This window comes from Actinoplanes nipponensis, assembly GCF_016862275.1.
Lineage (GTDB): Bacteria > Actinomycetota > Actinomycetes > Mycobacteriales > Micromonosporaceae > Actinoplanes > Actinoplanes nipponensis.
Genome location: NZ_BOMQ01000074.1, coordinates 12399 through 23877, shown reverse-complemented (window position 1 = coordinate 23877; position 11479 = coordinate 12399). Strand labels below are relative to the sequence as shown.

At 72.3% G+C, this 11479-nt stretch carries 12 protein-coding genes; 9 read left to right on the top strand and 3 right to left on the bottom strand.

What is annotated here, in order from left to right; translation table 11 throughout:
* The first annotated feature begins 983 nt into the window (after positions 1 to 983).
* The 7 genes from htpX (at position 984) to Ani05nite_RS31005 (ending at position 6987) form a co-directional block, all read left to right on the top strand.
* On the top strand, positions 984 to 1871 hold the full coding sequence (gene htpX, locus Ani05nite_RS31035; RefSeq protein WP_203774307.1) for a zinc metalloprotease HtpX: 888 nt from the start codon (positions 984 to 986) through the stop codon (positions 1869 to 1871).
* A gap of 131 nt (positions 1872 to 2002) precedes the next feature.
* Complete coding sequence (locus tag Ani05nite_RS31030) at positions 2003 to 3268, top strand: MFS transporter (protein ID WP_203774305.1); 1266 nt, start codon at positions 2003 to 2005, stop codon at positions 3266 to 3268.
* Positions 3269 to 3323: 55 nt separating this feature from the next.
* Positions 3324 to 3788, top strand: a complete 465-nt coding sequence (locus tag Ani05nite_RS31025; RefSeq protein WP_203774303.1) for a DUF1707 SHOCT-like domain-containing protein — start codon at positions 3324 to 3326, stop codon at positions 3786 to 3788.
* Positions 3789 to 3860: 72 nt separating this feature from the next.
* Positions 3861 to 4454 (top strand): TetR family transcriptional regulator, encoded by a 594-nt coding sequence (locus tag Ani05nite_RS41490; RefSeq protein WP_239130815.1) that lies wholly within the window; start codon positions 3861 to 3863, stop codon positions 4452 to 4454.
* Positions 4451 to 5467 carry an LLM class flavin-dependent oxidoreductase gene (locus Ani05nite_RS31015; RefSeq protein ID WP_203774301.1) on the top strand — a complete coding sequence of 339 codons (1017 nt, stop codon included), beginning with the start codon at positions 4451 to 4453 and terminating at the stop codon, positions 5465 to 5467. The genes Ani05nite_RS41490 and Ani05nite_RS31015 overlap by 4 nt, the downstream gene beginning before the upstream one ends.
* A 36-nt stretch (positions 5468 to 5503) precedes the next feature.
* A complete protein-coding gene (locus Ani05nite_RS31010) occupies positions 5504 to 6328 on the top strand; it encodes a GNAT family N-acetyltransferase (protein ID WP_203774299.1) in 825 nt (274 codons plus the stop codon).
* Positions 6325 to 6987 (top strand): MOSC domain-containing protein, encoded by a 663-nt coding sequence (locus tag Ani05nite_RS31005; protein WP_203774297.1) that lies wholly within the window; start codon positions 6325 to 6327, stop codon positions 6985 to 6987. The genes Ani05nite_RS31010 and Ani05nite_RS31005 overlap by 4 nt, the downstream gene beginning before the upstream one ends.
* Positions 6988 to 7013: 26 nt before the next feature.
* Here the strand turns inward: Ani05nite_RS31005 and Ani05nite_RS31000 are convergent, their stop codons facing one another.
* Positions 7014 to 7607 carry an STAS domain-containing protein gene (locus Ani05nite_RS31000; protein ID WP_203774295.1) on the bottom strand — a complete coding sequence of 198 codons (594 nt, stop codon included), beginning with the start codon at positions 7605 to 7607 and terminating at the stop codon, positions 7014 to 7016.
* A complete protein-coding gene (locus tag Ani05nite_RS30995; protein WP_203774293.1) occupies positions 7604 to 8398 on the bottom strand; it encodes an ATP-binding protein in 795 nt (264 codons plus the stop codon). The genes Ani05nite_RS31000 and Ani05nite_RS30995 overlap by 4 nt, the downstream gene beginning before the upstream one ends.
* 255 nt (positions 8399 to 8653) lie before the next feature.
* Between Ani05nite_RS30995 and Ani05nite_RS30990 the strand changes: the two genes are divergently transcribed.
* The gene (locus tag Ani05nite_RS30990) at positions 8654 to 9382 is read left to right on the top strand and encodes an ATP-binding protein (protein WP_203774291.1); all 729 of its coding nucleotides are present in this window, start codon (positions 8654 to 8656) and stop codon (positions 9380 to 9382) included.
* 28 nt (positions 9383 to 9410) lie between these two features.
* Here the strand turns inward: Ani05nite_RS30990 and Ani05nite_RS30985 are convergent, their stop codons facing one another.
* Complete coding sequence (locus Ani05nite_RS30985) at positions 9411 to 10073, bottom strand: hypothetical protein (RefSeq protein WP_239130813.1); 663 nt, start codon at positions 10071 to 10073, stop codon at positions 9411 to 9413.
* Positions 10074 to 10154: 81 nt separating this feature from the next.
* Here Ani05nite_RS30985 and Ani05nite_RS30980 point away from each other — a divergent pair, with 81 nt between their 5' ends.
* On the top strand, positions 10155 to 11360 hold the full coding sequence (locus Ani05nite_RS30980; RefSeq protein WP_203774289.1) for a helix-turn-helix domain-containing protein: 1206 nt from the start codon (positions 10155 to 10157) through the stop codon (positions 11358 to 11360).
* Positions 11361 to 11479: the final 119 nt, after the last annotated feature.

Below are 11479 nucleotides of genomic sequence, written 5' to 3'. Positions count from 1 at the left end.
GCCGCTGCTTCAAGATTCAGTGCCGAGCCGAATGTCGAGCGACGTCAAGCGCCGGTCGTCGAATGGCGACCACCGGGAGCGGCCCATTGTTTGCCCGCGGGTACGGATCTTGATGCGCTCGGGTGGGCTTTAGGGCGCCGCCGCTTCAAGATTCAGCGCCGAGCCGAATGCCAAGCGACGCTAAGCACTGGTCGTCGAATGGCGACTACCGAGAGCGACCCCTTGTCTGCCCCTGGGTGCAAATCTTGATGAGTTCGGGCGGGTTTAGGGGTGCTGGCGATTCAAGATTCAGCGCTGAGAGGGACATCGAGAGGAGGAGTGGCTGGCGGCGAGCGGCGGCCGGAGCTGGTGCGCAAGATCGGATAGCTGAGCGGGACAAAAGCTAGCCGGGAGAGCGGAAGTCAGCTCAACTGAGCGGCACGCGGAGGTGGGCGGCACGGGCTGGGCGTCATGCAGAGGTTGGGCGGCACGCGGGGTTGTGGACGGCACTGGCTGGGCGTTAGGCCGGGGGCGGGGCGTTAAGCAGGGGCGGGGCGTCAGGCAGGGGCTGGGCGTTAGGCAAGGCTGGGCGGCACGCGGAGCTGGGTGGCATGCAGGGCGACGCGTCAGGCAGGGGCTGAGCGTCAGGCCAAGGGCTAAGCGTCATGCAGGGCAAGGCGGCACGCGAGCGGGGCGACACGCAGCAGCGGCTGGGCGACACGCAGGGACTGAGCGGCACTTAGGAAGAGGCGCAAAGCAACCAAGCAGCCAACCCCAAGCCCCACCGAGCACCCACCTCAACCCGAATAAAACAAAGCACGAACCCCGCAATCGGCGGGAGCGACGGTCAGCACCATGCACCCAGCCACGACATCCAGAACTTGATCTTGATCCTGAAACCCCCACTACCTACAGCGAACTCACAGCCACTCCCGGATGAATCCCCACCTCGCCGATGTTCTATCGGATGCGGGCCCACCGGCCCCATCCTGAAGGAGAACACCGTGCACAGCCACCACAACGGCCTCAAAACGGCCGCTCTGCTGGGCTTGCTCACCGCCATGATCCTCGCCGCCGGCTACTGGCTCGGCGGCAGCGGCGGCCTGGTCCTCGCCGTCGTCCTCTCGCTGGCGCTGAACGCCGGCAGCTACTTCTTCTCCGACAAGCTCGCCCTGCGGTCCATGCGGGCCCGCCCGGTCTCCGAGGCCGAGTTCCCCGCGCTGTACCAGATCGTCCGCGAGCTCGCGACGGAGGCGGGTCAGCCGATGCCGCGCCTGTACGTGAGCCCCACGTTGCAGCCCAACGCCTTCGCGACCGGTCGCAGCCCGCGGCACGCTGCCGTGGCGGTCACCGTCGGGATCACCCGGCTGCTGGATCGGCGGGAGTTGCGCGGCGTCATCGGGCACGAGTTGTCCCATGTCTACAACCGGGACATTTTGATCTCCAGTGTCGCCGCGGCGCTGGCCGGCATCATCACGATGGTGGCCCAGCTGGCCATCTTCCTGCCGCTCGGTGGCGGGGATGACGACGACGGCCCGAACCCGGCCTCGCTGCTGCTCATGCTGATTCTCGGCCCGCTCGCCGCGTCGGTGATCCAGCTCGCGATCAGCCGCAACCGGGAGTATCAGGCCGACGCCTCCGGCGCGACCCTGACCCGGGACCCGCTGGCCCTGGCCGCCGCGCTGGAGAAGATCCAGTACGGGGCGCAGCGGCTGCCGCTGCCGGCCGACGGTCAGCTCGCCACCTCGGCGCACCTGATGATCGCCAACCCGTTGCGGGGCGGCGGCATCGCGTCGCTGTTCTCGACGCATCCGCCGATGGCCGAGCGGATCAAGCGGCTGCATCAGCTCGCCGCCGTCACCGGTACGGGGCCCGTGCAGTTCCAGCGCTGACCCGGTCCGCCCGTCACCCCCGTCTCGCTGAAGAGGCGGGGGTGACGTCTGTGACACGGGCTGTATTTCGCGTGTGTTACGGGCCTGCCGCCGGTTAGGTTCGACGCTCACCACGAGGGGAGACAGGACCGATGACCGCACTGCGTCAGTACCTTGGCGTGTGGCAGATGCCGGGCGGCCGGGTCCTGTTGATCGTCGGCATTCTCGCCCGCCTGGGCATCGGCATGACCCCGCTGGCCCTGCTGCTGCTGGTCCAGGACGCCACCGGCCGGTACGCCGCCGCGGGCCTGGCCGGCGGCATGTACGCGCTGGCCGGCGCCGCGATCAGCCCGGTCGCCGGGCGGCTGGCCGACCGGATCGGCCCGTCGCCGGTGCTGTGGGCGACCGCGGTGCTGCATCCGCTCGCCCTGGTCGGGCTGTTGCTGGTGAGCCGGGGCGGCGAAGCGGCGCTGCCGGCCATCTTCGTGGCTTCGGCGCTGGCCGGTGCGACGTACCCGCCGCTGACCGCGGCGATCCGCCGGGCCTGGACCGACGCGACCGCGGTGGGCAGCGGCCGGCACGGGCTGCGGGAGGCGGCCATGGCCGCCGAGACCTCGCTGTTCGAGCTGGTCTTCGTGCTCGGTCCGATGCTGGTCGCGGGGTTGCTGGTGGTCGCCCACGATCCGGCGGCGGCGCTGGTGACCGCCGCCGTCGCGACCTTCGGCGGCACGCTGTGGATCGCCTCGTTGCCGATCATGCGGCACTGGGTCCGGCACGAGGGCGCCGCCACCACGCGTGGGCTGGGCCCGCTGCGGGTGGGCGGCTTCCCGGCCATGCTGGTCTGTGTCGCCGCCCTGGGCATAGCGTTCGGCGCCGCGGGTGTCACCGTCCCGGCGTACGCGGGACAGCATGACGGCGGCGACAGTCTGGGCGGTGTGCTGCTCGGGGTGTGGGGCGTGGGCAGCGCGATCGGCGGCATCTGGTTCGGCACCCGGCGGCCCGCGATGGCGCTGCACCGGCAGTTCGCCTGGCTGCTCGGCGGTGTCGCGACGAGCTTCCTGGTGCTGGCGGCGATGCCGAATCCGCTGGCCCTCGGCGTGGCCCTGGTCGTCGGGGGCGCCACGATCGCCCCGGCGCTGACCGTGGAGACCAATCTCGTCGGCCGGATCGCGCCGGCGGGGATGCTGAACGAGGCGTACACCTGGGTGGTGACCGTGTCGGTCGCCGGCAGCGCCGCCGGTGGGGCCGTGGCGGGGGTCATCGTGGACCAGCCGGGCGGGCTGCCGTGGGCGTTCGTCTTCGCCGCGGTGGTGCTGGCCGTGGCCGCGTCCGTGGCGGCCGTGCCGGCGGGCCCGATGGCCCGGGCCGACCACCGGGCGGCGGAGCTGCTGCGGCAGGCGATGGCCGCGACGCACTGACGCCGGCCCGGTTCGGGTCTGGAGGGCCGTGCACGGCTCCATTAGCCTGGCTGACATGGCCAAGGAAGTGGCGCCGCGGACCGATGCCGAGACGTTGCGCGCGGCCGACGCCGACCGGCACAAGATCGCCGACCAGCTGAAGTCGGCCCTGGACGAGGGCCGGCTCACGCTGCACGAGTACGACGACCGGGTGCGCCAGGCGTACGCCGCCCGCACCTACGCCGAGCTGTTGATCCTGGTGGCCGACCTGCCCCGGCCGGGGGTGAGCGCGGCCGAGGTGAGCGCCCGCAAGGCGGCCGAGGTGCGCCGCGTCGAGCGCAGGCTGCCGATGGCGTTGCTGATCCTGTGGACGATCTGGGGCGCGGTCGCGGCGGTCAACCTGACCGTCTGGTTCCTGGTGGCCCTGACGGTCGAGGACGACATCTACCCGTGGCCGATCTGGCTGCTGGTGCCGGGGGCCGCGCTGGGCGCCACCACCGTCGGCGTGCAGATGATCCGGCGGCGGCACTACCGGCGCTGACCGGCCGGGCTGTGGCGCAGTTCATGCACGCGGTGCAAGTTGCACCGGGTGCAACCGGCGTACGGTCGAGAAGTGGTCGTCCCGTCCAGCCCCGTACGCGCCCGCAAGAAACGTGACACCTGGCGACTCGTGCACGCCGCCGCGCTGCGGCTGATGACCGAGCGGGGGTTCGACGCCGTCTCGGTCGACGACATCGTGGCCGCCGCCGGCATCTCCCGGCGCACGTTCTTCAATTACTTCGCGGGCAAGGAATCGGTCGTCTTCGACCCCGACCCCGACGACCCGGCGCTGTGGGCCGCCCTGCTGGCCGAGCGGCCGGCCGGGGAGCCGCTCTGGTCGTCGCTGCGCGAGGTGCTGCTCGGCTACACCGCGGCCACGGCCGACCGGATGCTGCTGCAGCGGCGGGTCCGGCTGGCGTCGCCCGAGCTCGCGGGCTGCTCCCGCGAGGTGGCCGACCAGTTCTGGGATGCGGTACGCCACTGGGCCGCCGATCGCGCCGGCCTCGACGCGTGGCGGCTCGACCTCACCGTCAACGCCGCCCGCACGGTGCTGAACACGGCCTGCCCGCATTGGGACGCCGGCACCGGCATCACGGGCCTGCACGCCCTGATCCGCGCCGGCTTCGGCTTCGTCACACCCACTCTTCCGGAACGGATCACCTCATGAGTCGCGTACCCCTGTCCGTGCTCGACCTCGCCACCGTCCGCGAGGGGCACGACAGCACCGACGCCCTGCGCGGGACGACCGAGATCGCGCAGGCCGCCGACGACCTCGGCTACTCCCGGTTCTGGGTCGCCGAGCACCACAACATGCCGGCCGTGGCGTCCACCTCGCCGCCGGTGCTGATCGCCCACCTGGCGGCGAACACCCGGCGGATCCGGGTCGGCTCCGGCGGCGTCATGCTCCCCAACCACATGCCGTTCGTGGTGGCCGAACAGTTCGCGCTGCTCGAGGCCCTGCACCCGAACCGGATCGACCTCGGCATCGGCCGCGCGCCCGGCACCGACCAGGCCACCGCGGCCGCGCTGCGCGGGGGGTCGCCGCATCTGACCGTCGAGCAGTTCCCCGACCACCTCGGCATGGTGCTGGCCCTGCTGGGCGACGGCCGGGTCGCGCCCGAGCGGATCGACCGGCTGCGGGCGACGCCGGCGCCGCAGACCTACCCCGAGGTCTGGATGCTCGGCTCGTCGACGTACGGCGCGCAGGTGGCGGCGGCGCTCGGCCTGCCGTTCTGTTACGCGTACCACTTCGCTATGAGCTCCGATGTGGACACCGCGGCCCGGCTCTACCGGGACGGGTTCCAGCCGTCGCCGCGCTTCCCCGAGCCGCACCTGATGGTCAGCGCCTCGGTGATCGCCGCCGAGACGTCCGAGGAGGCGCAGTTCCTGGCCGGCCCGAGCCGGATCATGGCGCTGAGCCTGCGTACCGGGCGGCTCGGCCCGATGGTCTCCCCGGAGCAGGCCGCCACCCGCGAACTGTCCGATCTGGACCGCAGCCTGCTCGACCAGCTCCCCGGCACCCAGTACGCGGGCACCGCCGAGCAGGTCGTGGCCGGCCTCGACGAGCTGGTCGAGCGCACCGGCGCCGGCGAGCTGATCCTGGCCGGCGCGGTGTACGACCCGGCCACCCGGCGCGACTCGCTGGCCCGCGTGGCCAAGGCGTGGGGCCTGCCGAATTAGGATGCGCCGCCCGCCGCCGCACCTCAGGATGGCTGCATGGCCTGGCACATCACCGATGACATCGACGAGTTCCTGGCCGGCGCGGGCGACCAGCTGCGGGCCCGGCCGGTGGAGAACACGATCCTGCTGACGATCACGGACACGCTGCGGCACCGGGGCCCGCACGCGTTCGGCGCCGGCACGCCGGTGTTCGGCTGGTGCGGCGACGGGGCCTTCCTGCGGACGCCGCCCCGCGGCGCGCTGCTGACCGAGATGCCGCCGGAGGCCGCCGCGGCGCTGGCCCTGAGTCTCGCCGGCACGGACCTGCCGGCCGTGGCCGCGCCGGACAAGGTGGCGGAGGCGTTCGCGGCCGAGTGGCGACGCCTCACCGGGGCCGTCCCGCGGCTCGCCGGCCGACAGCGGTTGTACCGCCTCGACACGCTCATCCCGCCCGACCCGCCGGCGCCCGGAGCCGGCCGGGTCGCCGAGGAACGCGACCGCGCCCTGCTCCTCGACTGGATGGCCGCCTTCCACGAGGAGATCGGCGAGGACCCGCAGCGCTCGGCGGAGTTCGTCGACGACAAGCTGTCGCACGGCGGCCTGCTGCTGTGGGAGGACGGCGGCCGGCCGGTGTCGATCGCCGGCGCCACCCGGCCCGTGGCCGGCACGGTCCGCGTGATCGCGGTCTACACCCCGCGGGAGCACCGCGCCAAGGGGTACGCGGGGGCGGCGACGACCGCGGTCACCCGCGCGGCGCTGGACGCCGGCGCCACCGACGTGGTCCTCTTCACCGATCTCGACAATCCGACCAGCAACGCCCTCTATCAGCGCCTCGGCTTCACCCCGGTCGAGGATCGGCGCACCGTGGAGTTCCCCGCATGAGCAGAGCCACCGTCCTGCAGGTCAACCTGGCCGTCCCGGAGCAGAGCGACGCCAAGAACGTCGGCATCACGGGCATCAACAAGCAGCCGGTCGACCACCCGGTCGCGGTCCGCGCCCCGGGCCCGAAGCGGACCGGCCTGCACAGCGGCCTGGTCGGCGACCAGATCTTCGACATCGACCATCACGGCGGCGACGACCAGGCGGTCTACGCGTACGCGCGGGAGGACTACGACTGGTGGGAGGGCCGGCTCGGGCGCAGCCTGCCGGGTGGCCTCTTCGGCGAGAACCTGACGACCGAGGGCCTGGACGTCAACGGCGCCGTCCTCGGCGAGACCTGGGGGATCGGCGACGAGCTGGTGCTGCAGACGACGTTCGGGCGCATCCCGTGTGCCACGTTCCAGTGGAAGATGGGCGAGCCGCACTGGGTGAAGACGTTCGGCGCCGAGCGGCGGCCGGGCGCGTACCTGCGGGTGGTGCGGCCGGGCCAGGTCCGGGCCGGTGACGAGGTACGGGTGCTGGAGCGCCCGGCGCACGGGGTGACCATCGGCGACAGCTATCACGCCTGGATGCACGATTCCGCCCAGCTCCGCGCGTACCTGGAACTGGACGGCCTGCCGGACGGCCTGCGGGCCGAGATCCGCCGCAAGCTCCGGCTCTGACGGCCTGCCCGGGGTCCCGCCCGGTCTCAGGTGCCGCGTTCCCGCCGTTCCAGATCGCGTTCCCGCTGATCGGCGAGGCTTTCCCGGATGTCCTCCCACTGCTGGTGGTCGACGAGCCGGCGTTGCCGTTCGTTGAGCAGTTTCTCCCGTTCATCGGCGAGCCGGTCCCGGTCGTCGGCGCGGACGCCCTGCTCCTGCAACAGCCGGACATAGGCCGTGTCGTCGGGCTCCGCATACCGATTGACCCACGACAATGCCGGCTCGGCGGGCGCCGGCTGGCGGGCGTCCAGCAACACCTCGGCGGCCCCGGTGACGTCCAGCAGCCAGCGGACGTAGTGCCGCGGGTTGCAGACGGTGAGCATGATGCCGTCCCGGGAACTGCGGTGCTGGACGCACAGCAGGGCCCGTAGGCCGCCCAGGTCGAGAAACTCGACACCGGCGAGGTCGAGGTCGATCCGCCGGACCGGACGCTCCCTGCTCTCCTCGACGACGTCGATGAGGGTGGGCCCGGTCAGCCTGTCCAGATCACCGGTCAGCACGACGGTTACCCGTTCCGCGGTGCGATGCACCCGGGCGCGGAGATGCTCGCCGCCCGGTGCCGGCTCGGCCGGGCTGTTCATAGCGGTGACCTGCCGTCGATGGCGAGGGTGGCCCAGACCACCTTGCCGCTGTGCCAGGGCAGCGCGCCCCACGCTGTGGCGGCGGCGTCGACCAGCCACAGCCCGGCGCCGCGGCGGTCGCGGAGCCGGTCGGGATGCCACGGTTCCTCCTCGGCGACCCTGGGCAGGGCGGGATCCCGGTCGAAGACGCCCAGGTGCAGCACGTCCCCGCGCACCGAGACGACCACGTCGAGTTCGGTCCCGGCGTGGTCGACGGCGTTGGTGATCAGCTCGGAGGCGATCAGCCGGGCGGAGGTGGCCAGCCCGGGCAGGCCGAAGTTCCGGCAGAGGTCGTGCACGGTCCGGCTGCCCAGGAACACCGCGACAGGGTCCGGCGGCAGCGGCATCCGGTGGTGCTGCGGCCACTGCAGATATCCCGCGAGGGCGTCCCGGGCCGCCCGCACCGTCTCGGCGGTCGACACGACGTATCCGGTGGAGCTGTTCCGGAGCCGCTCGGCGACCCGGGGTGGACAGGCGCACACGACCACGCCGATCGGCGCGCGCCGCTGAGCGGCGAACCGCGAGAGCGTCTGCCACGTCATGGTGGAATCGCCGGCCTCGTCGGACAGCTCGGACAGGTCCACAATGATCATCCGGGGGGTTTCGGCGACACAGGCGCGCAGCACCCGCGACATCCGCGAGCGAAGATCGTCGTCCCATCGTCCCCGGATGATCACGGTGGTCACGCATTCGTCCCGATCGTTGAGGCAGCTGACCTGGGCGGTGTTCCTGATGAGATAAGACGTATTCATGATCAGAATTCCGGTTGACGGGCGGTGGGCCGGACTGACACCGAACACAGTATTCCGGGCCCCCGCGCGTGCACATCCCCTGACCGCACAGCGACCCGTTCGATGGTTCGAGCCGGCGCTCAAAGTCTGACGTTTCAAATGACGCCGGACGGTAATGCGTCGTCCGGACTACGTGAGGAAAATATGATCAGTAATGGCCCGCTCTTGTTCGACCAGGATGAGCATGCGGATGCGCCGGTAACGGTGTGCGCCGACATGGAGCGGGCGCTGGTGGAGGTGGCGGCGCACGGGCGGTGGAGCCGCCGCGTACAGGTGGAGACCACCCGGGCGATCAGCAAGTGCTTCGCCGAGGGCCCCCGGGCGGTCCTGATCGACCTGCACGACCTCGGCGATCCGGCGGGGGCGAGCGCGGCCACCTGGTGGGCCGCGGCCACGCGCGGCGCCGAACTGCAGCCAGCGGTACGCGTCGTGCTGAGCGTGCCCGAGACGGCGCCCCTGGCCGCCCGCCTCCGCCGACTGGACTCGAAACGTCACCTGCCGGTGTACGCGACCCTGAACGAGGCCCGCGCGGCGGTGCACATCCGGCTACCGCCGGTCGAACGGCACCAGCTGCGGCTGCAACCGTGTGACGAGGCAGCCGCCGCGGCCCGCCAGGCAGTGGACGCCGTCTGCGAGGCATGGTCCCTGCCCGCCCTGCAGTATCCCGGCCGGCTGGCGATCTCGGAGCTGCTGGACAACGCCGTGGTCCACGCCGGCACCGAGATGACGGTGATGCTGACGCGCCGCGGCAACGGCCTGCACCTGGCGGTCAGCGACGGCAGCCGCCGGCTGCCCCGGCTGCTGGCGGCGCTGCCCACCAGCCGGGAAGGAGTATGGGAGGAACGGGGTCTGGGGCTGCGGGCGGTGGACCGGATCGCGACGGTGTGGGGCGCCATGCCGACTGCCACGGGGAAGGTGGTGTGGGCGCTCATCGGCCCCCGGTGAGCAACCCGGCGTGATCCTGCAGCCCGCGCTACAGCCACTGCATATCGAAATTACCGGAGTGCACATAGGCGGTGCGGTGAGCCGGGCGGCTGAACAGCTCGGCTTCTCCGCCGTAGATCGCGACGAGGGCCCCGGCCCCTATCCACCAGGTGTTGGCGATGCCGGCCGTCTCCGGCACCGCTCGCATTCCGGTCAGATCGAGCTCGGCGACAGCGCGGCCGGAGATCCGGGTGACTGTGTCGGCCATCTGCCGAGCTGCGTAGGCGAGCGCGAGGGACTCGATCCAACCCTGCACGGTGGCGTGGAGCGGCACCCAGGTGTCGCCCGCAAGGCCGAAGCTGTCGTCCGGCCCGATCAGGTACGCGTACGGGACCGCCGTGCGCTGCGGGCCGGCGCCGAACCACCAACCCGGTGCGGCGAAGTCTTCCTCCCGCTCAGGGGTGTCGGCGCACAGCACGCGCGGCCCTCCGTCGCCCTCCTCGCCGCCTGGCGACGGTGGCAGCGCGAGGCCACCCCAGCTCCTCTGGTAGCTGTCGGCGCGTTCGATGACGGCTGACGGGATGTCGTCCCGGCCCCAGCCCTGTCGCAGGTCCTGAACCGACGGCACGTCGAGCCAGACGCCGTGGACGTCGACGAATCGGCGAGCCCGGGGGCTCAGCATGGCGGGAGCGTGACGGAAGCGGTGCTGCACGGGGCGCAATGTATCGGCCCGAACGCAGCAGTGGTACAAGGATGAACCACCCGCCGGAGCGCCGGCGCTACCGTCGCTCGCATGACCCCACGAAGGAGCGCCGACCCCGCGGTCGGCGAGCAAATGCGCCTGCGCCGCCTGCTCCGGGGTTGGAGCGTCCGGTACGCCGCCAGCCGGGCCGGTGTCTCGCACGCCACCTGGAGCCGGATCGAACGGGGGCTGCAGGCGGCCGACAACCGGTTCATGCTGGCGGACATCGCCGGCGCGCTGGAGTGTGCCCCGGCCGACCTGGCCGGGGCCGGGGTGCCGGCCCCCGACCGGGCCATCGCGGCGGCCCGGGCCGGGGTGCTCGGGCTCCGCCGGGCCCTGATCGACATCGACCTGACCGAACCCTCGGCCGGGTCGGCGCCGCCGGTGGCCGAGCTGGCCCGCCGCGTGGCCCTCGCCGACTCCCTGCACCAGGCGTGCGACTACGCCGGCGCGGCCCGCCTGCTCCCGGACCTGCTGCGTGACCTCCACACCGAGACGGCCGGTCCGGACCACCGCGAGGCGCTGCGACTGCTGTGCGACGCGACCTCCATCGCCTCCTCCGTGTTGCGCAGCCTCGGCCACCCCGCCGACGCCTGGCTGGCCGCGCAGCGATGCCGCGACGCAGCGGACGCCTCCGGTGACCCGGTCCTGCGCGGGCTCGCGGCGTACGCGCTGGCCAGGGCGGCCACCGCGTGCGGTTCCCACCAGCGCGGGCAGACGATCGCCGAGCGGGCAGTGGAGGACCTGGGCCGGCTCCTCGGCCGGGGCGGCGGACCGGAGATCCTCGGCTCGTTGCACCTGGTCGCCGCGCTGGCCAGCCGATGCCGCCGGCAACTCGACGACAGCCGGGGCTGGCTGACCGAGGCGGCCGGATTGGCCCACCACACCGGCGAGGCGAACACGATGGGCATGTTCTTCGGCCCCACCAACGTGGACATCTGGCGAATGAGCATCGAGGTCGACGACGGCGACCCGGCCCGGGTGGTGGAGATCGCCCGACGCACCGACCCGGCGGCGATCCCGGCCGGCGTCCGGCAGGTATTCTACTACGCCGACACGGCCCGGGCCCTGACCCGCATCGGCGGCCGCGACCGCGAAGCGATCCGCTTCCTGCTCACCGCGGAACGGATCGCGCCCCAGCACGTGCGGACGTCGGGGGAGGTGGCGGAAACCATCCGGGTACTTCTCGACCGGTCCCGCCGGCAGGCCGGGGGAACGGAACTGCGCGGACTGTCCGAACGCATGCAGGCCGGCTGAACGGGGGCGCCGAGCGAACGACACGCCGCGCCAGCGTGACCGTCGGGAGGTCGGGCGGCGGAGGGCTCCAAAGCGCAGCCTGCTCCCCACCAAGGGGCACCGCACAGGCTGGGCCGACC

What these genes read in the sequence shown, in the direction of transcription:
- Ani05nite_RS31030 (WP_203774305.1), top strand. Translation starts at nt 2,003, where the DNA reads ATGACCGCACTGCGTCAGTACCTTGGCGTGTGGCAGATGCCGGGCGGC.
- Ani05nite_RS31025 (WP_203774303.1), top strand. Translation starts at nt 3,324, where the DNA reads ATGGCCAAGGAAGTGGCGCCGCGGACCGATGCCGAGACGTTGCGCGCG.
- Ani05nite_RS31015 (WP_203774301.1), top strand. Translation starts at nt 4,451, where the DNA reads ATGAGTCGCGTACCCCTGTCCGTGCTCGACCTCGCCACCGTCCGCGAG.
- Ani05nite_RS31010 (WP_203774299.1), top strand. Translation starts at nt 5,504, where the DNA reads ATGGCCTGGCACATCACCGATGACATCGACGAGTTCCTGGCCGGCGCG.
- Ani05nite_RS31005 (WP_203774297.1), top strand. Translation starts at nt 6,325, where the DNA reads ATGAGCAGAGCCACCGTCCTGCAGGTCAACCTGGCCGTCCCGGAGCAG.
- Ani05nite_RS31000 (WP_203774295.1), bottom strand. Translation starts at nt 7,607, where the DNA reads ATGAACAGCCCGGCCGAGCCGGCACCGGGCGGCGAGCATCTCCGCGCC.
- Ani05nite_RS30995 (WP_203774293.1), bottom strand. Translation starts at nt 8,398, where the DNA reads ATGAATACGTCTTATCTCATCAGGAACACCGCCCAGGTCAGCTGCCTC.
- Ani05nite_RS30990 (WP_203774291.1), top strand. Translation starts at nt 8,654, where the DNA reads ATGGAGCGGGCGCTGGTGGAGGTGGCGGCGCACGGGCGGTGGAGCCGC.
- Ani05nite_RS30980 (WP_203774289.1), top strand. Translation starts at nt 10,155, where the DNA reads ATGACCCCACGAAGGAGCGCCGACCCCGCGGTCGGCGAGCAAATGCGC.